Annotated in this window: 19 protein-coding genes; 18 read left to right on the top strand and 1 reads right to left on the bottom strand. The window is 59.6% G+C overall.

Annotation, left to right across the window (positions count from 1 at the left end; all coding sequences use genetic code 11):
* Positions 1-75 precede the first annotated feature (75 nt).
* The 8 genes from CAK95_RS09475 (at position 76) to gyrB (ending at position 11,780) form a co-directional block, all read left to right on the top strand.
* Positions 76-2,358 carry an NADP-dependent malic enzyme gene (locus CAK95_RS09475; RefSeq protein WP_086087690.1) on the top strand — a complete coding sequence of 761 codons (2,283 nt, stop codon included), beginning with the start codon at positions 76-78 and terminating at the stop codon, positions 2,356-2,358.
* A gap of 113 nt (positions 2,359-2,471) precedes the next feature.
* A complete protein-coding gene (locus CAK95_RS09470) occupies positions 2,472-3,368 on the top strand; it encodes a dihydrodipicolinate synthase family protein (protein ID WP_198343822.1) in 897 nt (298 codons plus the stop codon).
* Positions 3,369-3,525: 157 nt separating this feature from the next.
* The gene (rpsT, locus tag CAK95_RS09465; protein ID WP_086087688.1) at positions 3,526-3,792 is read left to right on the top strand and encodes a 30S ribosomal protein S20; all 267 of its coding nucleotides are present in this window, start codon (positions 3,526-3,528) and stop codon (positions 3,790-3,792) included.
* Between the two features lie 1,045 nt (positions 3,793-4,837).
* Positions 4,838-6,286, top strand: a complete 1,449-nt coding sequence (gene dnaA, locus CAK95_RS09455; RefSeq protein ID WP_086087686.1) for a chromosomal replication initiator protein DnaA — start codon at positions 4,838-4,840, stop codon at positions 6,284-6,286.
* Positions 6,287-6,403: 117 nt separating this feature from the next.
* Positions 6,404-7,522: a DNA polymerase III subunit beta gene (dnaN, locus tag CAK95_RS09450; RefSeq protein ID WP_086087685.1), complete on the top strand. Its 1,119-nt coding sequence runs from the start codon at positions 6,404-6,406 to the stop codon at positions 7,520-7,522.
* A gap of 114 nt (positions 7,523-7,636) precedes the next feature.
* Positions 7,637-8,779 carry a DNA replication/repair protein RecF gene (gene recF / locus CAK95_RS09445; RefSeq protein WP_086087684.1) on the top strand — a complete coding sequence of 381 codons (1,143 nt, stop codon included), beginning with the start codon at positions 7,637-7,639 and terminating at the stop codon, positions 8,777-8,779.
* 135 nt (positions 8,780-8,914) lie between these two features.
* On the top strand, positions 8,915-9,175 hold the full coding sequence (locus CAK95_RS09440; protein WP_086087683.1) for a hypothetical protein: 261 nt from the start codon (positions 8,915-8,917) through the stop codon (positions 9,173-9,175).
* Positions 9,176-9,350: 175 nt separating this feature from the next.
* Positions 9,351-11,780 carry a DNA topoisomerase (ATP-hydrolyzing) subunit B gene (gyrB, locus tag CAK95_RS09435; protein WP_086087682.1) on the top strand — a complete coding sequence of 810 codons (2,430 nt, stop codon included), beginning with the start codon at positions 9,351-9,353 and terminating at the stop codon, positions 11,778-11,780.
* Between the two features lie 469 nt (positions 11,781-12,249).
* Here the strand turns inward: gyrB and CAK95_RS09430 are convergent, their stop codons facing one another.
* Positions 12,250-13,149, bottom strand: a complete 900-nt coding sequence (locus tag CAK95_RS09430) for a LysR substrate-binding domain-containing protein (RefSeq protein ID WP_342588000.1) — start codon at positions 13,147-13,149, stop codon at positions 12,250-12,252.
* Positions 13,150-13,327: 178 nt separating this feature from the next.
* On the opposite strand from CAK95_RS09430, the gene CAK95_RS09425 reads away from it, so the two are divergent.
* The 10 genes from CAK95_RS09425 (at position 13,328) to xsc (ending at position 24,128) form a co-directional block, all read left to right on the top strand.
* Entirely contained in the window at positions 13,328-14,287 is a 960-nt protein-coding gene (locus tag CAK95_RS09425; RefSeq protein ID WP_086087681.1) for a tripartite tricarboxylate transporter substrate binding protein, read from the top strand.
* Between the two features lie 30 nt (positions 14,288-14,317).
* Positions 14,318-14,851, top strand: coding sequence for a tripartite tricarboxylate transporter TctB family protein (locus tag CAK95_RS09420; RefSeq protein WP_086087680.1), 534 nt, complete (start codon positions 14,318-14,320; stop codon positions 14,849-14,851).
* 34 nt (positions 14,852-14,885) lie between these two features.
* On the top strand, positions 14,886-16,247 hold the full coding sequence (locus tag CAK95_RS09415) for a tripartite tricarboxylate transporter permease (protein WP_245303688.1): 1,362 nt from the start codon (positions 14,886-14,888) through the stop codon (positions 16,245-16,247).
* Positions 16,244-16,450: a hypothetical protein gene (locus tag CAK95_RS29890; protein ID WP_245303687.1), complete on the top strand. Its 207-nt coding sequence runs from the start codon at positions 16,244-16,246 to the stop codon at positions 16,448-16,450. Before CAK95_RS09415 ends, CAK95_RS29890 begins: the two co-directional genes overlap by 4 nt.
* A gap of 292 nt (positions 16,451-16,742) precedes the next feature.
* On the top strand, positions 16,743-17,597 hold the full coding sequence (locus CAK95_RS09410) for a bifunctional enoyl-CoA hydratase/phosphate acetyltransferase (protein WP_198343821.1): 855 nt from the start codon (positions 16,743-16,745) through the stop codon (positions 17,595-17,597).
* Between the two features lie 16 nt (positions 17,598-17,613).
* The gene (sauS, locus tag CAK95_RS09405) at positions 17,614-19,038 is read left to right on the top strand and encodes an acylating sulfoacetaldehyde dehydrogenase (protein WP_086087679.1); all 1,425 of its coding nucleotides are present in this window, start codon (positions 17,614-17,616) and stop codon (positions 19,036-19,038) included.
* Between the two features lie 42 nt (positions 19,039-19,080).
* Positions 19,081-20,208 (top strand): succinate--CoA ligase subunit beta, encoded by a 1,128-nt coding sequence (locus CAK95_RS09400; protein ID WP_086087678.1) that lies wholly within the window; start codon positions 19,081-19,083, stop codon positions 20,206-20,208.
* Positions 20,205-21,098, top strand: a complete 894-nt coding sequence (sucD, locus tag CAK95_RS09395; RefSeq protein WP_183044280.1) for a succinate--CoA ligase subunit alpha — start codon at positions 20,205-20,207, stop codon at positions 21,096-21,098. The genes CAK95_RS09400 and sucD overlap by 4 nt, the downstream gene beginning before the upstream one ends.
* Positions 21,099-21,127: 29 nt before the next feature.
* Positions 21,128-22,207, top strand: a complete 1,080-nt coding sequence (locus CAK95_RS09390; protein WP_086087677.1) for a YeiH family protein — start codon at positions 21,128-21,130, stop codon at positions 22,205-22,207.
* A gap of 145 nt (positions 22,208-22,352) precedes the next feature.
* Complete coding sequence (xsc, locus tag CAK95_RS09385; RefSeq protein WP_086091307.1) at positions 22,353-24,128, top strand: sulfoacetaldehyde acetyltransferase; 1,776 nt, start codon at positions 22,353-22,355, stop codon at positions 24,126-24,128.
* The last annotated feature ends 7 nt before the right edge of the window (positions 24,129-24,135 follow it).

Raw genomic sequence — 24,135 nt, 5'->3', positions numbered from 1 at the left:
TGTTCCGGTAACGTCGTCCGCTCGCGAAAATCGCAAAAAAATCAACGGCCCTAAAAAGTGCCCCAAGGAGTTGCAATGTCCCCCAAGCTGCCAGGCCGCACCCCAAGGCCGCATTTTACCGACCAGGAAGCGTTGCTGTTCCACTCCGAGGGCCGTCCTGGCAAGCTGGAAGTCGTGGCCACCAAACCGATGGCCACCCAGCGCGACCTGTCTCTGGCCTATTCGCCCGGTGTCGCGGTCCCCGTGCTGGCGATCGCCGAAGATGAAAGCCGCGCCTACGATTACACCACCAAGGGCAATTTTGTCGCGGTCATTACAAATGGCACCGCCATTCTGGGTCTCGGCAATCGCGGCGCATTGGCGGCCAAGCCGGTGATGGAAGGCAAGTCCGTCCTGTTCAAACGCTTCGCCGATATCGACTCCATCGATCTCGAAGTCTCGACCGAGGATCCAAACGAATTCATCAATTGCGTGAAATATCTCGGCAAAGGCTGGGGCGGGATTAATCTCGAAGACATCAAGGCGCCGGAATGTTTCATCATCGAGCAAAAGCTGCGCGAATTGCTCGATATCCCGGTCTTTCATGATGACCAGCACGGCACTGCAATCATTGCCGCCGCCGGTCTGATCAACGCCCTGGCGCTGACAGGGCGCGACTTCAAGACCACCAAGATCGTTTGCAACGGTGCCGGCGCCGCCGGCATTGCCTGCCTCGAATTGCTCGAAGCGATCGGCGTGCCGCACGACAACCTGATCCTGTGCGACACTAAGGGCGTCATCTATCAGGGCCGCACCGAAGGCATGAACCAGTGGAAGTCGGCGCATGCGGTGAAGACCGATGCGCGCACACTGGCCGACGCACTGAAAGGCGCCGACGTGTTCTTCGGCCTGTCGGCAAAGGGCGCCGTCACCAAGGAGATGGTCGCGTCAATGGCCGACAAGCCCATCATTTTCGCCATGGCCAATCCGGATCCGGAAATCAGCGCCGAGGAAGTCGCCGAAGTGCGCGACGACGCGATCATGGCGACAGGGCGGTCCGATTATCCGAACCAGATCAACAATGTTCTCGGCTTCCCCTATATCTTCCGCGGCGCGCTCGACGTGCGAGCGACCACGATCAACATGGAGATGAAGATCGCGGCAGCGCATGCGCTAGCCGAACTCGCACGCGAAGACGTGCCGGATGAAGTGGCTGCCGCTTACGGCATGCGACCGCGCTTTGGTCCCGAATACATCATTCCGGTGCCGTTCGATCCGCGGCTGATCTCGTTCGTGCCGCCGGCCGTCGCGAAAGCTGCGATGGACACTGGCGTCGCACGCAAGCCGATCGTCGACATGGACGCCTATCGCCAGCAATTGCGCACGCGGCGCGATCCGGTGGCGGGTGTCCTGCAACGTGTATTCGACCGGCTGCGGCGCTCACCAAAACGTGTTGTGTTTGCGGAGGGTGAAGAGGAACAGGTGATCCGCGGCGCCGCGAGTTTCGTCAATCAGGGGCTCGGCACCGCCTTGCTGGTCGGCCGCGAAGACCGCGTGCGCGAAAGCGCGAAGAATCTCGGCGTCGAACTGGGCGACAATATCCAGATCGTCAACGCGCGGTTGTCTAGGCGCAATCCGGAATATGCCAGCTATCTGTACGAGCGCCTGCAGCGTAAAGGCTTCCTGTTCCGCGATTGCCAACGGCTCGTGAATCAGGACCGCAACCACTTCGCCTCCTGCATGGTGGCGCTCGGCGATGCCGATGCGATGGTGACCGGTGTCACCCGCAATTTCTCGGTCGCGCTCGAAGACGTACGCCGCTGTATCGATCCAAAGCCCGGTCACCGCGTCATCGGCGTATCGTTGGTGCTGGCGCCGCGCGGGCGCATGGTGATCGTCGCCGACACCGCCGTGACCGAGATGCCGGATGCACAGGAATTGGCGGAGATCGCCATCGAAGTTGCCGGTGTAGCACGGCGGCTCGGTCATGAACCACGCTTGGCAATGCTCGCCTTTTCGACCTTTGGTCATCCACCCGGTGAGCGTTCAGGGCGGGTTCAAGAAGCCGTTCGCATCCTAGAGCGGCGGCGCGTCGATTTCGAATTTGACGGCGAAATGGCTGCCGATGTGGCGCTCAATCCGGAGCTGCAGGCGGCATATCCATTCTGCCGTCTCACCGGCCCGGCCAATGTGCTGGTGATGCCGGCATTTCATTCAGCGTCGATCTCGACCAAGCTGCTGCAGGAACTCGGCGGCTCGACGGTGATTGGCCCGATCCTCGTCGGCCTCGACCGGCCGGTGCAAATTGTGCAGCTCGGGGCGAAGGATTCGAACCTCGTCAACATGGCCGCACTGGCGGCGTATAACGTGAGCGGTTAAGAGCTGGCCGAAACTCACCGTCCCCTCATCCCCGCAAAAGCGAGGAACTCAGACAAAACACCCATGCGGGAATGAGCGGGAGGGAGGCACTGATTTCACTTAAGGAGATACCCGTGACAGAGCGAAGCTTACGTGGCGTCATCGCCGCCATCTCAACGGTCATCGATGCCAAAGGCGCCCCCGACCACACGCGCGCGCTGAAACTCGCACGCTTCCTGCTCGACAATGGATGCGATGGCCTGAACGTACTTGGCACCACCGGCGAAGCGACATCTTTCTCGCGTGATGAGCGCATGGGCCTGATGAGCGCCTATCGCGACAACGGATTGCCGATGCAGCGGCTGATGGTCGGCACCGGTGCTGCCGCTGTTTCAGACGCAGTTGCGCTGACGCGCCATGCCGCCGAACTCGGCTTTGCCGGCGCGCTCGTTCTGCCACCCTTCTATTACAAGGGTGTGCCGGACGATGGCCTTGCCGCTTATATCGACACGATCATCAAGGCCACTGCTGACAAACCGATCCCGATCTATCTCTACCACTTCCCGGCCCAGTCAGGTTTGCCTTGGCATGTCACGCTGATCCGCCGGTTGATCGAGACACATGGCTCGCGTATCGCCGGGCTGAAGGATTCTTCCGGCGACATGGTTTATGCTCGCGAGGCGGCCAAGATCGCGCCGGGATTCGACGTCTTCCCATCGACCGAAGCAGCCTTGATCGAGGCACGCTCGGGTGTTTTCGCGGGTTGCATCTCGGCCACCGCCAATTGCAATGCCGACCTCTGCCAGCAGGCCTGGGCGACCGGCGATGCTGTCGCACATGAACGAGCCGTCGCCATCCGTAAGCTTTTCGACGGCAAGCCGCTGGTTTCCGGGATCAAGGCGCTGCTGGCACACATTCATGGCGACCCGGCCATCGCAGCCGTGAAACCACCCCTGGCTCCGCCATCTGCGGCCGACCGGACAGCGATCCTGGCCGGATATGACGCCGTCCGGGCCAAAAAGGTGGCCTAAGGGGCCCAAATCCGGCCGTTTCCTTGATTGACGTTCGCCGGCCCGGCGACTATAACCCCGGCCAAATGAGGCGGCGGCCTTCCGCCGCCTCTCTTTATTCCCAAACATTGTCCTGACGCCGGACCATCGGCGCGGACCAGTTGGCACAGAGGTTTCGATGGCCAATACCCGCTCGGCCAAGAGAAAGACGCGCGAGATTGCGCGTCGTACCAAGATCAACCAGCATCGTCGTTCGATGATGCGCGGTCATATCCGCAAGGTTGAGGAAGCGATCACCAGCGGCGACCGCAACGCTGCACTCGCCGCTCTGAAGGCGGCCGAGCCGCAGATCATGCGCGCAAGCCAAAAGGGCATCGTTCACAAGAAGACGGCGAGCCGCAAGGTATCACGCCTGACGCATCGCATTGCGAAGCTGGCTCAGTAATTCATAAAGCAGCGCGTTTGCTTTTGACGAGTGTTTAAAAAACCCGGCGCGAGCCGGGTTTTTGTTTTGCTCCTGCTTAATGACGATGTTGCCATCGCCAATGGTGATACGCAACTACGCCCACTAGCCCCTCGCCCCCAGGCCGACATCAGGATGTCGGGGCTTAGCCTGAATTTCGCTCAAAAAAACCATCGCGATAATAAAGATTTAACGGCTATGCGCTGCCGGGAGTTTCAAATCCGGCGTCAAACACCGCTCAACCGTTGCCAGCGTGTGTCTTTTTTTTGAAAACAAATTTCGTGTTGCGCCGCATTTATTTGAAAAAACCGCACGGCGATTCAAGACGTTGGGATGACAGAACGACGAAACATGCTGTCTTTTCGGTCACAAGTGTGTCGTTCGCGAAAACCTGACTGACAAACTCGTTGCAGTTTGAGAGCGCGCGTGTATCTTCAAAACACCGCCGCGCGACTGCAGCGGCGGTCTTCAAATAGTGGTTTGGTTTGAAACTCATCGAAGATGAGAACGGGTGAAATGCGTCTGAATTTCTCATCTTCGTGGCACGGGCGACAACGAGCCGAACTTTAGACATCACTGCTGAACTGTGCGGTGTCGCGTAATCGTATCGGCACCGCAAGGAAGCTCCCGAACTTTAACGGCGACAAATAATCGGACCACCGTGTGGAGGCGCGCGGATGGCAGGGGGAGTTATGACGACGGGCCGATCAAAGAGCCGCACCAAGATGCGGTTGCAAAACGAAAAATGCCCGCTTGATAGCGGACAGAGGACTAGCCGGCTTATGCCGGACGCGGCGGACCTGATGCGGCACACCATGATCACAACAGGATCATTGGGCGCGGACGCTCCCCCGGATAGTCGATAGAACGCGCTCTTTCGATTGTCCGTGCAGTGTCAGACCACTCTGACGCGCAGGATCATCTCCCTGTAACGCGACATGCTGAAAGAGCTGCGTTCCAGCCCAGGACCTTTCTGCGTCCTGACTTTCACCTATTGGCTTTCGACATTCGGGAAGAGGCGACCGAAATGACGAACTTGAATACGAATTCCGAACAAGAGCGTTGGACCCGCGTGAAGGGCCGACTCAAAGCGGAAGTTGGCGACGATATTTTCTCAAGCTGGTTTGCGCGCATGGACCTCGAAGCGGTAGAGAAAGATACCGCGCGCCTGTCCGTACCGACGCGCTTTCTGAAGAGCTGGATTCAATCGCATTACAGCGATCGCGTGCTGCGCTGCTGGCAGGCTGAAGAGCACAACGTTCAGCGCATCGACATCATGGTGCGGACGGCCGCGATTAAAGTCGCACCGGCGAAGCCGCGCGCCGACGAGCAGCCGGAGCCGGTGCGCGAGCAGAAGGAGAAGACCAACGGCGCCGAGGTCAAACTCGCAACGGCGGCGGCCATGCCGGTATCGGCGGCGCATGAAGCATCGGGTGGCTCGCCGCTCGATCCGCGGTTGACCTTCGACACCTTCATGGTCGGACGTTCGAACACATTGACGCATGCGGCCGCAAAGCAGGTGGCAGCAGCGCGCCGTGGCGACATGGTGATGTTCAACCCGCTGTACATCCATGCCGGCGTCGGCCTCGGAAAGACGCATCTGCTGCAGGCGATCACCTGGGCCGGCAACGCCAACGGCGACCGCAAGGTGCTGTATCTCACCGCGGAGCGCTTCATGTATGGCTTCGTATCGGCGCTGAAGAGCCAGACGGCGATTGCCTATAAGGAAGCGCTGCGCGGCATCGACGTACTGGTGATCGACGACCTGCAATTCCTGACCGGCAAGAACATGCAGGCGGAATTCTGCCACACGCTGAACGCGCTGATCGATGCTGGCCGGCAAGTGGTGGTCGCCGCCGACAGGCCGCCAGCCGACCTCGAAACCCTTGACGATCGCGTGCGCTCGCGTCTTGCGGGTGGGCTTGTCGTGGAAATGGGTCCGCTTGGGGAAGAATTGCGGTTCGAAATCCTGAAGAACCGCATCAGCGCAGCCCGCCAGCATCATCAGGGCTTCGAGGTCCCCGAGACGGTGGTGTCCTACATCTCGAAATCGATCACGCATAACGGCCGCGATCTGGAAGGCGCGCTCAATCGTCTTTTGGCCCTGAGCAAGCTGACCGCTCAGCCGGTGACCATGGAAGTGGCCGAACGCGAGGTGAAGGACCTGATCCGTCCGCAGGAGCCGAAGCGGGTCAAGATCGAGGACATCCAGCGCATTGTCGCGCGGCAATACAATGTCAGCCGGTCGGACCTCCTGTCGTCGCGGCGGACGGCCAATGTCGTGCGCCCGCGTCAGGTGGCGATGTACCTGGCGAAAACGCTCACGCTGCGGTCGCTGCCCGAAATTGGCCGCCGGTTTGGCGGGCGCGACCACACCACGGTCCTGCACGCGGTCCGCAAGATCGAGCATCTCGTCGGCACCGACACCTCCCTGGCGGACGAAGTCGACAGCCTGAAGCGGCAGCTTCAGGAGTAGAAAAAGGGTTGCCGAAACTGCTGCGGCACGGCACTTTCGCGTCCCCCGGCCACCGGCACCCGCCGGCGGCCGGTTATCGTCACAGCGGCGCCTTTGCAGGCGAGTCGGGGGTTGCGGATGAAGGTCACAGTCGAGCGCGCGCAATTGCTCAAATCGCTCGGGCACGTGCATCGCGTGGTCGAGCGACGGAATACCATTCCGATCCTCGCCAATGTGCTCATCCGGGCTGAGCGCGCCAAACTGTCGCTCAAGGCCACCGACCTCGATCTCGAAGTCAATGAAACGATTGCTGCCGAAGTGTCGCCCGCGGGGGCGATCACGGTGCCGGCGCATATGTTCTACGATATCGTCCGTAAGCTGCCGGAAGGTTCGCAGATCGTTGTCGAGGCGACGGGCGACCGCGGCATCCTGACGATCCGCGCCGGCCGCTCGCGCTTCACACTGCAGACATTGCCCGAAAGCGATTTTCCCGATCTCAATGCCGGCGACATGACCCACAGCTTCAAGCTGCAGGCCGCCGAATTGAAGAAGATGATCGACAAGACCCAGTTTGCGATCTCGACCGAAGAGACGCGCTACTATCTCAACGGCATCTATCTGCACACAGCGAACAGCGCTAAAGGCGAAACCCTACGCGCCGTTGCGACCGACGGCCATCGTCTGGCGCAATTCGAAATCCCGCTGCCGTCCGGCGCTGCCGGCATGCCGGGCGTGATCGTACCGCGCAAGACGGTCGGCGAAGTGCAGCGACTGATCGAAAGCAGCGATCAGGAAATCGCGATCGAATTGTCGACGTCGAAAATCCGTTTCACCATCGGCGACGTGGTGCTGACCTCGAAACTGATCGACGGCACCTTCCCGGATTACGGCCCGGTGATCCCGCTGAACAATTCCAAAATCCTGCAGGTCGACAAGAGCGAGTTCGAACACGCCGTGGATCGCGTCTCGACGGTATCGAGCGAACGCGGCCGGGCGGTGAAGCTCGCGCTCACCGGCGGCAAGCTGACATTGTCCGTCAACAATCCGGATTCCGGCAGCGCCACCGAAGAGATCGAGGTTGAATACGACGCCGATCCGATCGATATCGGGTTCAACTCGCGTTACCTGCTCGACATCGCCTCGCAGATCGAAAGCGAGACCGCCGTGCTGAAGCTGGCCGATCCCGGTTCGCCGACGCTGATCCAGGACAAGGAGGGCGGCAACGCGCTCTATGTGCTGATGCCGATGCGGGTGTGAGCAAGCGCCGGTTGGGCACACTCTCTCCGCTCATTCCCGCTACGGCGGGAAACCAGCACAAGATAAACTGGGTCCCCGCTTTCACGGGGACAAGCGGATACTGATATCCCGCCCATGCCAGCCGCCTCTATCCGACGCCTAAGCTTGACCAACTTTCGCAGCTACCGCGCCGCAAGCCTTGTGGTGAGCGAGCAGCCTGTCGTGCTCGTGGGACCAAATGGGGCGGGCAAGACCAATCTGATCGAGGCCATTTCCTTCCTGACGCCAGGACGAGGCCTCCGGCGCGCGACGCTCGACGAGGTCGCCTTCGCTGAAGGTGATGGCTCCTGGGCCGTCTCAGCCGAAATCGAGGGAGCGTTGGGGCTGACCATGCTCGGTACCGGCATCGAAGCTCCGCAGGCAGGGGAAACCACCGGCGGGCGTCGCTATCGGATCGATCGGGAGCCTGCCGGTTCCGCCGCGGACTTTGCCGATCACCTGCGTATCGTCTGGCTGACTCCGGCCATGGACGGCCTGTTCGGCGGGCCCGCGGCCGAACGCAGACGCTTCCTCGACCGACTGGTATTGGCTGTCGATGCCAGACATTCGAGCCGTGTCTCCGCTCTCGAGCGATCGCTGCGCTCGCGCAACCGTCTTTTGGAAAGTCCCAATCCCGATCCGCATTGGCTCGACGCCGTCGAGCATGAAACGGCGGAGCTTGCTGTTGCGGTCGCGGCCCTGCGCAGCGAAACCATGACGCGGCTGCAAACCGCTCTCGCGGCGGGCCGCGGCGCGGCCACAGCATTTCCGTTTGCCGAGATCAAATTGAATGGCTGGATGGAGAATGCGCTGCTCGCCGAACCCGCATCCGAGATCGAGCAACGTTATCGCGATGTGCTCCGCAATAGTCGCTCGCGCGATGCCGCTGCGGGCCGCACGCTCGATGGCCCGCATCTCACCGATCTCGAGGTCACCTATGGACCAAAAGGCATTCCGGCAGCCGACGCCTCGACGGGCGAACAGAAAGCGATCCTGATCCGTCTGGTGCTCGCGCATACTGCCCTGATCGCCGACATGACTGGCTACGCACCATTGTTGCTGCTCGATGAAGTTTCGGCGCATCTCGATCCGGCGCGGCGGCGCGCGCTCTATGATGCGCTCGCCGAGCTTGGCGCGCAGGTTTGGATGACTGGCGCCGATCCGCAGGCTTTCGACGATATCGCCGATCGCGCGCAGATTTTCGATGTGACGCAGGGCCAAGTCACATCACGCCGCTGAGACGGTTCCCAGCACGTATGCGTCTTTCTTCACCTGTACATGTGGAACTGCTGTTGCAGCTGGGGTTTGTCCCAACAAGAAAAAAGCCGAACGGGCTGGCCCGTCTCAGGGCCCGCTTGGGCTGGGAGTTGCGAGATGGCGAGGAAAACCGGAAGCGCGGAGAAACACAAAACCGGACCCGAGGAAATCAACAAGCGCCTGCAGGAAGCCCTTGATGGCCTGCGTAAGGATGTCACGCGCGTCGAGATCTGGGCAACGGCCCTTGGTTCCTTCACCGAGGCGATTCCGGACTATAGTCCCAGCAAGACATTCGAACTTGGACCAGACATCGACGCCGAAAACCAGACCAAAAACGAGACATCGGCGCCCCCCGGAACCGACCGCAAAAGGCGCTGAAAATCAGCCGGCTCACCGCCGCAGGAAAGGCCTAATTTCTGCCCTCTGCCGGTCTTGAAAAATTGTTCAAATACAACCACTTAAGCTATTGAAAATCGGGCTGTACGCCTCGACTTTTTCGTGTCACATCAGACACGATTTCACGCATTTTTTCGACACTGATTCGAAGGCCCCTATGGCTGAGCCCGCTCGCGACGATACTCCTGAGACGTCTTCCGGTTACGATGCCGAATCCATCAAGGTCCTGAAGGGCCTGGATGCCGTACGCAAGCGGCCGGGCATGTATATCGGCGATACCGACGATGGCTCCGGCTTGCATCACATGGTTTACGAAGTCGTCGACAACGCGATCGACGAAGCCCTTGCGGGTCACGCGAGCAATGTGATGGTCACGCTCAATCCGGACGGTTCCTGCACCGTACGCGATGATGGCCGCGGTATCCCCGTCGACATCCACAAGGGCGAAGGGGTCTCGGCTGCGGAAGTGATCATGACGCAGCTCCATGCCGGCGGAAAATTCGATCAGAATTCCTACAAGGTCTCCGGCGGCCTGCATGGCGTCGGCGTGTCCGTGGTCAATGCGCTATCAACCTGGCTGAGGCTCACGATTTGGCGCGACGGCAAAGAACACACCATGGAGTTCCGCGACGGTGTCGCGCAGGCACCATTGCAGGTGACCGGTGACGCCGAGGGTCGCAAGGGAACGGAAGTGACATTCCTGCCCTCGCCGCAAACCTTTACGATGACCGAGTTTGATTTCTCGACGCTTGAGCATCGTTTGCGCGAATTAGCGTTCCTGAATTCCGGCGTGTCCGTGATCCTGACCGACGCACGCCATGCCGTCGAGAAGCGCGAGGAAATGCGCTACGATGGCGGTATCGAGGCCTTCGTCAAATATCTCGATCGCAACAAGAGCCCGCTGATCCCGCAGCCGATCAACATCAGCATTGAGCGCGACGGCATCACCGTTGAATGCGCGCTGTGGTGGAATGACGGCTACCACGAGAGCGTGCTCTGCTTTACCAACAACATTCCGCAGCGCGACGGCGGTACCCATCTGGCCGGCTTCCGCGGTGCGCTGACCCGCCAGATCACGAGTTATGCCGAGAACAATGGCTCCAGCAAAAAGGAAAAGGTGGCGCTGACCGGCGACGATTGCCGCGAAGGTCTGACGGCGGTGCTGTCGGTAAAAGTGCCCGATCCGAAATTCTCGTCGCAGACCAAGGACAAGCTTGTCTCGTCCGAAGTCCGGCCTGTCGTCGAAAACGTCGTCAACCAGGCTTTGCAGGGCTGGTTCGAGGAACATCCGTCCGAAGCCAAGGTCATCGTCAATAAGGTGGTCGAAGCCGCCGCGGCGCGGGAAGCCGCACGCAAGGCGCGCGAGCTGACACGCCGCAAGGGCGCGCTCGACATCTCGTCGTTGCCCGGCAAGCTCGCCGATTGTCAGGAACGCGATCCGGCAAAATCGGAGCTCTTCATCGTCGAGGGTGACAGCGCCGGCGGCTCTGCAAAACAAGGGCGCAATCGCGAATTCCAGGCTGTGCTGCCGCTGCGCGGCAAGATCCTCAATGTCGAACGCGCGCGCTTCGACAAGATGCTGTCGTCGAATGAAATCGGCACGTTGATCACCGCGCTCGGTGCCGGCATTCGCGACGAGTTCGACATCAACAAGCTGCGCTATCACAAGATCATCATCATGACAGACGCGGACGTGGACGGCTCCCATATCCGCACGCTGCTGCTGACCTTCTTCTTCCGGCAGATGCCGGACATCATCGAAGGCGGCTACCTCTACATCGCACAGCCGCCGCTCTACAAAGTCTCTCGCGGCAAGTCCGAGCAATATCTGAAGGACGAGCGTGCGCTGGAAGATTATCTGATCGAAAACGGTCTTGAGGACAGCGTGCTGAAACTCGCCAATGGCGAGGAACGTGCCGGTGGCGATCTACGCAGGCTGCTCGAAAATGCGCGCTCGGTGCGCAACCTGCTGAATGGCCTGCATTCGCGCTATAATCGCAAAGTGATCGAACAAGCGGCTATTGCCGGCGTGCTCACGCCACGCGTCACCGGCAATCTGGAAAGCGCCGCTAACGCGGCCGAATATATCGCTCGGCGTCTCGACTCGCTGTCGGATGAAACCGAGCGTGGCTGGCAAGGCCGTTTCGATACTGAAGGTTTCCATTTCGAGCGGACCGTGCGTGGCGTGAAAGACGTGGCGATGATCGATCAGGCGCTGCTTGGCTCTGCCGACGCGCGCCGGCTCGACGAATATGCGCCCCTGTTGCAGGACGTCTACGCCAAGCCCAGCACGCTGCGCCGCAAGGGCGAGGAAACGATCATCTTCGGACCGGTCGGTCTGTTCGAGGCCGTGACCAATGTCGGCCGCAAGGGCATTTCGATGCAGCGTTACAAGGGGCTCGGCGAGATGAACCCCGACCAGCTCTGGGAAACCACGCTCGACACCGATGTGCGTTCGCTGCTGCAGGTGAAGGTCCGCGAGTCGGACGAGGCCGACGATATTTTCGGCCGCCTGATGGGCGATCTTGTCGAACCGCGCCGCGACTTCATCCAGGAGAATGCGCTGTCGGCGATCGTGGATGCGTAGCCTCAACTGATTGTTGAGAGCAAAGGCCTTTCTTCATGTTCATGGCAACACCGCTCGTCGAATAGCGGGCCGCTTGCGCCCATTTAGAGCCGTCTTTAACCGCAAGCAGCTATTGGCCACGCGCGCTGATTCTTGGCGCAGAAGATTGCCGAGTTGGAAGAGAGTGGCCATGAGCGTCTTCTTTCCCGTTATTATCAATACAACGACAGGTGTCCTCGGCATCAACAAGATCTATTTGGACGTTGGAAAAAACTTCAAAGCCAATCGCAGGCAGACATTCTAGACCTTTGCACTCCCAGGGCAGAAGCCACCACAGTAAAGCCTGACGCGGCCAAGGTGAGGCGTCACAACGCGGCCTGTTCGTCAGCTTCGCAAGAACTGCCAGTTCGAAGATTGTCATCAGCAAGATTGGCGAATGTCGAGACCCGACGAGCCAGCACGCAGGACCGAACGCCTTCAATTCTGCGATTCAGAAACGCCTGCTCAGTTCAATTCCCGGATACACCTCGACCTGCGCAAATTCGGCAGCGATGTACTGAGCAAGATGTTCGGCAACCGCCGATATCCTTTTCGCGCTTCGATACAGGACGATTTCAATCGACGGCAGGTTTGGCAGCCCCTCGGCTTTTCCAAGAATACGCAGCTCGGAGGTGACTGCACATTCAGGAAAAACGGAGATCGCCAATCCCGCCAGCACTGAGGCTCTCAATCCGGCAACGCTGTCGCAAACGGATGTAATAAGCCACTTGCGTCCAAGCCGATCCAGCGATTCCAGCGCACGCTGACGCAGCACGCTGCCTGGAGGCATGAGCGCCAGCGGCAGAGGCTCTTCGATTTCCAAATCGGTCATGGGCCCAGTGACCCAGACGAGTTTTTCAAGACGCACCGTGTCCCCGCCCCGGAATTCCGGCTGGTTGGTCATCAGCGCAATATCAATCTCTTCACGCTGCAGCGCAGCGTGAAGGTGAACGCTGCGCGTACACATCAGTTCAACCTGGATACCAGGATGCGCGCGTGCAAAACTTCCAAGAATGCCGGGCAAAAGATAGGGCGCATACAAATCCGGCATTCCCAGTTTGACATGTCCCTCAATCATCGGCGCTGAGAAACGCGCTCTTATCTCGTCGTTGATACGGAGCAGGTTTCGCGCATATCCGAGGAAAATTTCACCATCGCGCGTAAGCGTGAGATTGCGGCGGTCGCGGCCAAATAAGGGGCGTCCGAGATTTTCTTCAAGCCTTTTGATCTGGTGCGTAATCGCCGGCTGCGTGCGGCCGACTTTTTTACCGGCGGACGTCAGCCCATTCGTCTCGACGATCGCCACAAAGGTTCGCAGCAGAACAATATCGATATCTGCGATCATCAACATTAAACACGCGAATGGACCCGATACACACAATAAATTTCGCTTCGTAAAAGGTAAAGCGTAACGTTTCCCTCAAGGCTTATCACGGAGATGCAATCGGGACGATCAAAGTGGGACGCGCTGGTCATTAAGACTGGATCTCAATCCGGCACCCAGCACCGTCGAGCAGGAGGAAACAAACATGAACGTCACTCGGCGTCAAATCTTGCGTGCGGGCGGTGCAGCAATGGCTGTGGGCACGCTGCCATCGGCATTCGCTACAACCGCCAAATATCCGGAGCGTCCGATTGAACTCATCGTGCCGTGGGGGCCTGGCGGCGGCGCCGATCAGCTTGCGCGGCTCACCGGCAAACTCAGCGAGCCTATTCTGACGCAAAGCATGCCGATCGTTAACGTCCCGGGCGGTACCGGCGCGACTGGCATGGCGAAACTGTTGGCGTCTCCGGCTGATGGTCATTCAGCGGCAATTTACATTGCCGATAGTCACGCCCTCCTTGTCGGCAAGGACGCGCGCTGGTCGATGGACAGTATCATACCGGCTGCGGTGATGATCCAGGCGCCTTCGTTCCTCTTTGTCGCCCAGAATAGCAGGTTCAAGTCTTGGTCGGACTTCGCCGCAGAGGCGAAAGAAAAGTCCGGCCAACTGAAGGTCGCAACACTCGGTTTCGGCAGCGTTGACGATTTCACGCTCAGCTATCTTGGTGCGCGCGGCATCAAGGTCGTACAAGTTCCTTTCTCCAAGCCGAGTGAGCGCTACATTTCAATCCTGGGTGGACATGCCGATGCGCTCTATGAACAAGCCGGTGACGTCGCACAATTCCTCAACAGCGGCCAGATGCGGCCACTGATCGTCTTTTCAAATCAGCGTTTCGAAGCGTTCAAAGATGTCCCTTGCTCGAAAGAACTTGGCTTTGAAATCACGCTTCCACAGTTTCGCGCGATCGTAATGCGTGGCGGGACACAATCCGAGCGCCTCAAGATCTTCTCCGATGCGCTGACCAAAGTCGCGGCGTTGCCAGACTTCAGAAAATTTCTGAAAGAGCAATTTGCCGACGAGAAAAGCTTCCTACCGGCGGAACCCGCAGCCGCCTTTATCAAACGGCAACTCGAGGACATGAGGGCTGCCGTCAAGCAATCCTGACATCTTCGTTCGTCTTGCGCGGGGGCAATCATGGTGATTCGCTTCAAGAACGCACTGCCTTATCTCGTTCTCCTGGCGGGCGCTGTTGGTTTCTATGTTCTGACATTACGGATCGAGTACACGTCGCGCCCCGGTCAATTGGGGCCGGATACTTGGCCCAAGCTGGCGATCGGCCTGATCGCAATTGTCTGCCTTTTCGAACTGCTGCGCGCGCTAGCGACAGAAAATCGCGCGGAGGCCGTCGGCATCACCGAACAGCTTGAACAAGGCGAGACGGCTGAGGATGACGCACCGCGACGTCCGCTTCTCCTCGCCGCGGGAATCGGAATGACGATCGCCTATGGAGCGCTCGTGAGCCAGATCGGTTTCCCACTTGCGACGTTCCTCTATCTCGCAGCCTTCATGTATGTGGGTGGATTCCGGTCACATGGTGCAATTTGGCTTTCCAGCATCATCGGTTCGGCATCGCTTACGGTGCTGTTTCTGAAGGTCGTCTATGTATCGCTGCCTCGTGGTGCAGCTCCATTCGACCGGATCACCGATCTTCTCACCGGTTCGCTCTGACGCCAGCCCCAACTCTCCGGGACGTAGTAGCCTCATGCTCGATATCATTTCCCATCTCGGCGCCGGCTTTATCGCCTGTTTCAATCCGATGACCATGTTCATGCTGATTGCCGGAATCGTTATCGGGTTGTTGGTCGGCGTGTTACCGGGATTGACGCTTGTCATGGGCGTGGTCCTATTTTTGCCCTTCACTTACAAAATGGACGTGACGGCGTCGATCGTGTTGCTCACGGCGATGTATGTGTCCGGTACTTATGGCGGCGCATTCACATCCATCCTTTTTCGAATTCCCGGCGAACCGATTCATGTGCCGCTCCTGTGGGACGGCTACGCCATGACGCGTCAGGGGCATGCCGCCAAAGCTCTTGGATGGACCCTGATAGCGGCTCTCGTCGGTGGTTTGCTCTCAGCCGTCATCATGGTGGCGCTGACCAAGCCGGTTGCCAACTTTGCATTGAGATTTTCCAGCCCCGAATATTTCGCAATCCTGCTTTTTGGGCTCGCCAGCGTCATCTCGCTGGGCAAGGGCGCGATGAGCAAGGCGTTGATCAGCCTGGCGCTCGGATTGCTGATCGCGTCAGTCGGTACGGATTCGATCTACGGCGCCCACCGCTTCACCTTCGGCCTGCCGATCCTGGCCGATGGCATTGAGTTCCTTGTCGTGATGGTCGGCGCTTACGGCGTGGCGGAGGTGCTCGCGCGGCTTGAGCGCGGTTTCATCTCAAAGCCAATCGGCTCCGTCGCGACCACCAAGACCGACCTGCCATCCTTAAGAGAAATCGGCGCGGTCAAGGGCGCTCTTCTACGCAATACCATTATCGGCAATCTTGTCGGCCTCATTCCAGGTGCCGGAGCAACGATAGCATCGTTCATCGGCTACGGTATCGAATCGCAGATCGGCAAAAAGCGCACTGCGATGGGAAGCGGTACCGCGGAAGGCATTATTGCCCCGCAAAGCGCCGCGACCGCCTCCGTCGGCGGCGCCTTGGTGCCGCTTCTTGCGCTCGGCATTCCGGGAAGCGGGGCGACCGCGGTGATCCTCGGCGCTTTCATGCTGCACGGCGTCCAGCCGGGACCGCAGGTGCTGCTGACGTCTTCGGCGATGGTTTACACCATTTTCGCATCGGTTTTCCTCGGTGTTGTCGTCATGTGCCTCCTCGGCTATTTCGCGATCAAACCGCTTGTGAGAATACTCGACTTTCCGGAAGCCGCGGTCTCAGCATTCGTGATTGTCTTCTGTTTCATCGGGGCGCTGGCGATACGCAGCAATGTCACCGATCTCTGGCTGATGATCGGCTTCGGACTTCTCGGATATATTTTCGAGCGGCTATCGTTTCCGATCGCCCCCTGGTGCTTGGCGTCATTCTCGGTCCACTGGCTGAAGAAGCCTTCATGAATTCCATGATCAGCTTCAGCAACGACTGGACGGTGTTCTTCACACGTCCGATTTCCGGGACGGTTATGGCCATCATCGCGGCAATGCTGCTTCTGCCTTTCGTCAGCGCGCTTCGTGCGCGTAATACGCGTGCGGCAGCGACGGGCACGTCAACGCAGATTGCAGCTCCACCTCATAATTCGGCATCGAGCAGCCGGGCATAGCCTGACTTTCGGCTGCTCCGGCACTTATTGGGCAAGCGCGTGCGTCGGCACGCGCAGAGATCCCGCACGATGCGGCGACGATAAATTCAGCGAATGACCAGAATGCAGAGAATAGATTTCCCTTGATCAAGAACCGACGCCTAGAGTTCGAAACGATCCATAAAGCGGCCCGTTGCAGATCATCGAATCTTATCCGACGCAGCGATACGTGAAGACATCAGCAATGCTGTGCGAACGTCCGTTCTCTTGTCCTGATACCTTGCTCTCTGGAATCCCGGATTCTGCAGAGCCTATGGCAGTCGTTGCGGCGAATTCCACGGTGGTCCTGGAGAGCGTGCGTGAGGCCAGCACACGCGGTTTGATCGAGCCGATTCTGATCGGATGTTCACCGCTTATCGCTCGCCTCGCAGAAGAGATGGAATGGCATCTCGATGGCATCAGGATCGTCCCGGCGGCTTCGGAAGAAGAAGCCGCGCACATCGGCGTATCGATGATCCGAAGCGGTGCAGCACGGCTTCTCATGAAGGGTCACCTGCACACCGACATCCTGATGCGTGCGGTACTCCACCGTTACGACGGCCTGCGGACCAATAGGCGCATCTCGCATGTGTTTCACATGTCCGTCCCTTACAGCCAACGCGAGCTGATGATCACGGATGCGGCAGTGAATGTTGCACCCGATCTGCAGACCAAGCTTGACATCGTTCTCAATGCCAGCGACCTGGCGCGTGCACTCGGACACGAGCGGCCACGGGTGGCGCTGCTGTCAGCGACAGAGCAACCTTCGAATGGCATACCTTCCTCGATCGAAGCTGCCGCCGTCATGAAATTGCTGATCAAAAACGGATGTCACTTCGACGTCTACGGCCCTCTGGCTTTTGACAATGCCGTATCGCCCGCGGCTGCGCGTTTGAAAGGGATCGATCACCCGGTGGCCGGAAATGCTGACATTCTGGTCGTTCCGAATATCGAGACCGGCAATGCGCTGTTCAAGATGATGGTGCATTTCATGGGCGCAACGGCCGGCGGTGTGGTTCTCGGTGCCGCCGCCCCCATCGTTCTGACGTCGCGTGCGGATCCGGCCGAAGCGCGGCTTGCCGCGACTGCTCTGGCTCGGCGCATGATCGCCGTTGCTGCCACAACCTGAAGGGAGATATTTTCTCATGCCAGCCGCGACCGCTTTCGCCTGTGCTTCAACACCGATCGCCGAAGTCGCCAGGGTCATGCAGAAGGCTCGTGCCGCACAGCGAACCTTCGCCAACGTAGACCAGGCGCGCGCGGACGAGGCGGTGCGGGCGCTGGCCTGGTCCATCTACAAACCAGAACACGCGCGTGAACTCGCCGAACTCGCCGTCGAAGATACCGGACTTGGTAATGTTGCCGACAAGATTCGCAAAAAGCAGCGCAAGACGTTCGGCACACTGCGCGATCTGCTGCGAGAGAAATCAGTCGGCATCATCGAGGAGGATCGTGCGAAAGGGATCGTGAAATATGCCAAACCGATGGGCGTGATCGGCGCAGTAACGCCGTCAACTAATCCCGGCGCCACACCGGTCAACAAGGCGATGATGGCCCTGAAGGGACGCAATGCGATTGTGATCGCCCCCTCCCCGCTTGGATATCGGACCACCGAGCGCGCTGTCGAGCTGATGCGCTCCGAACTTGCCCGGATCGGTCTGCCGGCCGATCTCGTTCAGATTTTGCCCGCTCCCGTGACCAAGGATTCGACCGAAGCGCTGATGAAGGCGGTCGATCTCATCGTCGTGACCGGATCGCAGGACAATGTCCGGCGGGCCTATTCCAGCGGCACACCAGCAATCGGCGTGGGTGCCGGCAACGTACCGGTGATTATCGACGAGAGCGCCAACCTCTCCGACGCGGCGACCAAAATCTGCGCCTCGAAGACCTTCGACAACGCAACGTCCTGCTCGTCTGAAAACGCAGTCGTCATCCTTGACCGCATCTACGACAGGGCGATCGCTGCACTAACGGACGCGGGCGGATATCTCTGCACAGCGGAGCAGAAAGCGGCGGTTCGCGACACGCTCTGGCAGAACGGAAAACTCAACCGAAACATCATCGCGCGCGATGCGGCAATTCTGGCACGCACCTTCGGTCTGCCCGCGCAAGCCGAAGGTGCGCGTTTCTTCATGGTGGAGGAAACAGGGGTCGGACGCGAGCATCCATTTTCAGGCGAAAAGCTCGCACTTGTGCTGACTGTCTACCGGGTGAGCGATTTCGCGGCTGCCAAAGACAAAGTGCGCGCAATCCTCGACTATCAGGGCAAAGGACATTCTTGCGGAATCCACACAAGCGACATGGACCGCGCACGGGAGCTTGCTGAAGATCTCGATGTGGTGCGCGTTCTGGTGAACTTCGCCCACACCTTCGGCAATGGCGGCGGATTTGATTCTGGTCTCGGCTTTACGCTCAGCATGGGCTGCGGTTCCTGGCAGAAAAACTCCATTTCCGAGAATCTCAGCTACCGGCATTTCCTCAACATCACCCATCTCGTCACCGTGATCCCCGAAGACAAGCCAAGCGAGCGCGACCTGTTCGGTCCGCATTGGGACAAGGTGGGCTTGTGACATCCGCCTTGCGATAGCGATCTGATCCGGCAGGAGACCAGGATGAATTTCGAAGAATATGCGGCAAAAAAAGAGGTGTTGATGCCTGCCGGCGTGCCGATCCCGCGTGGGCGACTATGCAAGACCGCGCCGGAAGCCGCACACGCCTTCGATGAAATCGGTCCTTGTGTGATCAAGGCGCAGGTTCCGACGGGCAAGCGCGGCAAGGCGGGCGGGATCAAGTCAGCCGATCGCGCCAAGGACGCAGAAGCGCGCGCCGCGGAAATCCTCGGCATGAGCATCGACGGACATGTCGTTGAGACGGTGCTGGTCGAAGAGCGCGCCGAGATTGCACGGGAATTCTACGCCGCTGTGCTTCACGACGTCGCTTCGCGCAAACCACTCGTTCTGTTTTCGGCTGAAGGCGGCATGGATATCGAGGAGGTCACTGCGACCCGGCCCGCGGCATTGCGCCGTCTGGCCGTGGAGCTCACCCAGGGTCTTGAGCCGCAAGCAGTCCGGCTTCTTCTGCGCGGCCTTGACCTTGACGGCGCGGAAGAGAAGATCGCTGAAATCCTTCAGGCGCTCTATCGCGCGGCAGTAACGTATGATGCGGAGCTCCTCGAAATTAATCCGCTTGCATTACTCCGCGATGGACGCATCGTCGCTCTCGATTGCAAGCTTACACTCGATGACGCTGCAGCCTTCCGCCTAGGGGACTTACCCCTTTTGGCGGCGCGCGAGAAGCAGACCGAGCTTGAGCAACTCGGCTCTGCGAACGGTTTAAAGTTCATCCAGCTAGACGGAAATGTCGGTGTTCTCGCCAATGGCGCCGGCCTGACGATGACGACGATGGACGTAATCAGCCATTTCGGCGGCCGTCCAGCCAATTTCCTTGAGATCGGTGGCGAGGCCTACACCAAAGCCGAACCCGCTTTGAAGCTCGTGCTTTCCAACCCTGGTGTGAGGAGTCTCGTGGTCAATTTCTGCGGCGCTTTTGCACGCACCGACGTCATGGCCGACGGCGTCGTCAAAGCGTGGCAGTCGCTCAATCCAACCATACCGGTGTTTTTCAGCATTCACGGCACCGGAGAAGAAGAAGCTGTCAACCTTGTTCGCGATCGGCTCGGCATCGAGCCCTATGCTCTGATGGAAGACGCCGTGAAAGCGGCCGTGGAGGCAGCCCGATGATCATTTATCGCAAAACCCATCGGGTTCTCGTCCAGGGCATTACCGGCAAACAGGGTACGTTCTGGTCTGAAAAAATGATGGCATGCGGCACGCGCATTGTGGCGGGCGTCAATCCCAAACGTGCGGGCCAAACGCATATCGGTGTGCCGGTGTTTGCGTCAGCGCAACAGGCGATGGAGCGCGAGCCTTTCGACATCGCCGTCATGTTCATCCCGCCGGCCATGGCAAAGGACGCGGCACGCGACGCTATCGAAGCTGGCGCCAGGATGATCGTCATCCTCACAGAGCACATTCCAGCTTTCGATGTGATGGCGATCCACGAAGCGGCCAATGAACACGGGGCACGCATCGTCGGCCCCAACACCGCGGGGCTCGTGACGCCCGGTGAAGGGTTTGTCGGGATCATGCCTGGACACAACACAAACATCTTTCAGCCGGGTGACGTCGGAGTGATTTCGCGCTCCGGAAGCCTCGGTACGCTGGTTTGTCTCAATCTCACCCGGGCCGGAATCGGCCAGTCGGCATTTCTCGGGATCGGCGGCGATCCGATGATCGGCACCACAACGCGCGATGCGCTCGAGGCGCTGGATCGTGATCCTCGCACACGCGCCATCGTCATGGTCGGCGAGATCGGTGGCAGCATGGAGGAGCAAGCCGCCGCCTATGCGGCAACGATGCAACGGCCGGTGGTTGCCTTCATCGCGGGTCGCTCATCGCCGCCGGGCAAGAAGATGGGGCACGCGGGCGCCATCGTGACCGGAAACGCCGGCAGTTACGCAAGCAAGCGCGCAGCTTTGGAAGCTGCCGGCGTCACCGTCGTCGATACACCGTCCGAAATTCCCACGGTCTTACGCAGGCGCATGGCGGCCGAGGTCGCGGCCGCGGAATAGCACCAATGACTGCGATAGAACCGAACTGCATGTCTGAAATTCAGACCTCACGGCAAAGCCGGACGCTGGCCGACATCGGCCTTGCCGTTCGCCGGCTCGGTCCAGGCCTCGCCCTGGCCATTCTCGTTGCTCTGATCTCTGATCGCGCCGAACCGATACTCGGTGAGATCATTCATAGCGTCTTTGGCGCTGTGTATCGGCTGCCCGCGATCGTCATTGCACTTCTGATCGGAATGTCTCTGTATCGGCTCGCACAGCGGCCATTGTTCGAACCGGGTCTCGACTGGAGCGTTCGAACATTGCTGCGGATAGCGATCGCGTTACTCGGCGTCCGGATTGCATTGTCCGATATTGTTGATCTTGGTTTGGCAACCGCCCTGCTGGTGATCGTATCGATGACGATGACGATCGTATCCGCCGTATGGTTCTCCCGGCTCCTCAACCTTGACGATGGCTATGGGGCGCTCGCTGGCGCGGCGAATGCCGTGTGCGGCGCCTCCGCAACTCTTGCAGCCGCGAGCGTCGTCCCGAATTATCCTCGCAAGGGTGCCGACGTCGCCTTCACGGTAATGGCGGCGAACGCGGTATCGACACTCGCCATGGTGTTCTATCCACCGCTCAGCGTCGCGCTCGGTCTGGATACGCAAGCCACCGGTATCTTGCTCGGCGCGACGATCCACGACATGGCGCAGGTCGTCGGCGCAGGCTACGCCGTGTCCGAGCCTGTCGGCAATGCTGCGGTGATCGTGAAGCTGTTTCGTGTCTTTCTGCTGTTGCCGGTTGTGCTGGCTCTTGGACTATGGTTCACGCGCCGAGGCGGCGAACATGGTGCGGCTCAAGTGCCTATGCCGACCTTTGCATTTGCCTTTCTCGGATTGTGCATCCTCAACAGCGCGATCCCTCTGACGCCAAGTCTCGCCCCAATTTATGCGCCGATCAAGTTGGCGATGGTGCAGGCTTCGGGTTGGGGTCTCTTGATCGCTATCGCTGCGCTCGGCCTTTGCACCTCGTTCACCTCGCTGATGCGCATTGGATGGCGCCACGTCACCGTCTTCGTAACGGCGACCCTGGTCATTCTCTGTACAGTTGCCGGCGCATTGCTGATCTGAAGAAGTCCGTCAAATTCACAAGCGTGACGTAACGCAACGGGAGGAACATATGAATACGCGAACACTTGAACGGAATCCCGCGCAGCAGGCCGGAGAGCGGGACGTCGCACAACTTCAATCGCCGGAAAAGAATGAAAATCTGCCCATCAAGATGACGACGGAAGAAGCGTTCGTGAAGGTGCTGCAAATGCACGGAATCGAGCACGCCTTCGGAATCATCGGGTCGGCATTCATGCCGATTTCGGATCTGTTTCCGAAGGCTGGCATCACCTTCTGGGATGTCGCGCATGAAACAAACGGCGGGCTGATGTGCGACGGCTTCACGCGCGCGACTGGCAAGATCGCGATGGCGATCGCGCAGAACGGTCCGGGGGTGACCGGCTTCGTTACCGCGGTCAAGACCGCTTACTGGAACCACACGCCGATGCTTCTGGTGACACCGCAGGCCGCCAACCGGACGATCGGCCAAGGAGGCTTCCAGGAAGTCGAGCAGATGGCCCTGTTCCGCGATATGGTCTGCTACCAGGAGGAAGTGCGCGACCCTTCACGCGTTGCCGAGGTGCTGAACCGGGTGATCCTCAAGGCCAAGCGTCTGTCGGCGCCGGCACAGATCAACATTCCGCGCGATTACTGGACCCAAGTTATCGACATCACCCTGCCGGCGATCGTCGAATTCGAACGTCCGGCCGGCGGCGCCAACGCGATCGCGCAAGCTGCACGTCTGCTCTCGGAGGCGAAATTTCCTGTGATCCTGTCGGGCGCCGGCGTCGTTCTGAGCAACGCGATTGCCGATTGCGTGGCGCTCGCCGAGCAGCTCGATGCGCCGGTCTGTAGTAATTACCAACATAACGACAGCTTCCCTGGCAGCCACCCGCTCGCCTGCGGTCCGCTCGGTTACAATGGCTCGAAAGCCGCGATGGAGTTGATCGCCAAGGCCGACGTGGTGCTCGCGCTTGGCACGCGCCTTAATCCATTCTCGACACTGCCCGGCTATGGCATCGACTATTGGCCGAAAAATGCCAAGGTGATCCAGGTCGACATCAACGCCGACCGCATTGGTCTGACTAAACCCGTCACGGTCGGGATTTGTGGCGATGCCGGCCAGGTCGCCCGCCAGATCCTCGAGCAACTTTCCGCCACAGCGGGAGATGCCGGTCGCGAGGAACGCAAGGCGCTGATCCATACGACAAAATCAGCCTGGCTGCAGACATTGTCGAGCATGGATCACGAGGACGACGATCCGGGCACCACCTGGAATGCGCGTGCACGCAACCGCGAGCCGGAGCATATGTCCCCGCGCCAGGCTTGGCGCGCGGTCCAGGCCGGGCTGCCGAAAGATGCGATCATCTCCTCCGACATTGGCAACAACTGCGCAATCGGCAACGCCTATCCGACCTTCGAGAAGGGCCGCAAATATCTCGCACCCGGCCTGTTCGGGCCCTGCGGCTACGGCTTTCCTTCGATCATCGGCGCCAAGATCGGCTGTCCAGACGTGCCTGTGGTTGGATTCGCCGGAGACGGTGCTTTCGGCATTTCGATGAGCGAAATGAGTTCGATCGGCCGCAAGGATTGGCCGGCGATCACCATGGTCATCTTCCGCAATTACCAATGGGGCGCGGAAAAGCGCAACACGACGCTGTGGTACGACGACAACTTCGTCGGGACCGAGCTCAACCCGAACCTCAGCTACGCCAAGGTCGCCGAAGGCTGCGGACTCAAAGGTGTCACGGTGCGCACCCAGCGCGAGCTCACTGCGGCGCTGCAGGAAGCTTGCGACGCTCAAAAGCGAAATGTCACAACCTTCATCGAAGTCATCCTCAATCAGGAACTCGGCGAACCCTTCCGCCGAGACGCGATGAAAAAGCCTGTCGTCGTCGCCGGCGTCCGTCGTGAGGATATGCGCCCGCAGCAAAGCGCATAACGATGTA

This window comes from Pseudorhodoplanes sinuspersici (genome assembly GCF_002119765.1).
Taxonomy (GTDB): Bacteria; Pseudomonadota; Alphaproteobacteria; order Rhizobiales; family Xanthobacteraceae; genus Pseudorhodoplanes; species Pseudorhodoplanes sinuspersici.
Note: the sequence above shows the minus strand (reverse complement) of the source record. Positions and strands in the feature narration are given on the sequence as shown.

What these genes read in the sequence shown, in the direction of transcription:
- CAK95_RS09420 (WP_086087680.1), top strand. Translation starts at nt 14,318, where the DNA reads ATGGTGATTCGCTTCAAGAACGCACTGCCTTATCTCGTTCTCCTGGCG.
- CAK95_RS09415 (WP_245303688.1), top strand. Translation starts at nt 14,886, where the DNA reads ATGCTCGATATCATTTCCCATCTCGGCGCCGGCTTTATCGCCTGTTTC.
- dnaN (WP_086087685.1), top strand. Translation starts at nt 6,404, where the DNA reads ATGAAGGTCACAGTCGAGCGCGCGCAATTGCTCAAATCGCTCGGGCAC.
- CAK95_RS09410 (WP_198343821.1), top strand. Translation starts at nt 16,743, where the DNA reads ATGGCAGTCGTTGCGGCGAATTCCACGGTGGTCCTGGAGAGCGTGCGT.
- CAK95_RS09430 (WP_342588000.1), bottom strand. Translation starts at nt 13,149, where the DNA reads ATGTTGATGATCGCAGATATCGATATTGTTCTGCTGCGAACCTTTGTG.
- CAK95_RS09475 (WP_086087690.1), top strand. Translation starts at nt 76, where the DNA reads ATGTCCCCCAAGCTGCCAGGCCGCACCCCAAGGCCGCATTTTACCGAC.
- CAK95_RS09440 (WP_086087683.1), top strand. Translation starts at nt 8,915, where the DNA reads ATGGCGAGGAAAACCGGAAGCGCGGAGAAACACAAAACCGGACCCGAG.
- CAK95_RS09400 (WP_086087678.1), top strand. Translation starts at nt 19,081, where the DNA reads ATGAATTTCGAAGAATATGCGGCAAAAAAAGAGGTGTTGATGCCTGCC.
- gyrB (WP_086087682.1), top strand. Translation starts at nt 9,351, where the DNA reads ATGGCTGAGCCCGCTCGCGACGATACTCCTGAGACGTCTTCCGGTTAC.
- sucD (WP_183044280.1), top strand. Translation starts at nt 20,205, where the DNA reads ATGATCATTTATCGCAAAACCCATCGGGTTCTCGTCCAGGGCATTACC.
- CAK95_RS29890 (WP_245303687.1), top strand. Translation starts at nt 16,244, where the DNA reads ATGAATTCCATGATCAGCTTCAGCAACGACTGGACGGTGTTCTTCACA.
- dnaA (WP_086087686.1), top strand. Translation starts at nt 4,838, where the DNA reads ATGACGAACTTGAATACGAATTCCGAACAAGAGCGTTGGACCCGCGTG.
- CAK95_RS09425 (WP_086087681.1), top strand. Translation starts at nt 13,328, where the DNA reads ATGAACGTCACTCGGCGTCAAATCTTGCGTGCGGGCGGTGCAGCAATG.
- sauS (WP_086087679.1), top strand. Translation starts at nt 17,614, where the DNA reads ATGCCAGCCGCGACCGCTTTCGCCTGTGCTTCAACACCGATCGCCGAA.
- rpsT (WP_086087688.1), top strand. Translation starts at nt 3,526, where the DNA reads ATGGCCAATACCCGCTCGGCCAAGAGAAAGACGCGCGAGATTGCGCGT.
- recF (WP_086087684.1), top strand. Translation starts at nt 7,637, where the DNA reads ATGCCAGCCGCCTCTATCCGACGCCTAAGCTTGACCAACTTTCGCAGC.
- CAK95_RS09390 (WP_086087677.1), top strand. Translation starts at nt 21,128, where the DNA reads ATGTCTGAAATTCAGACCTCACGGCAAAGCCGGACGCTGGCCGACATC.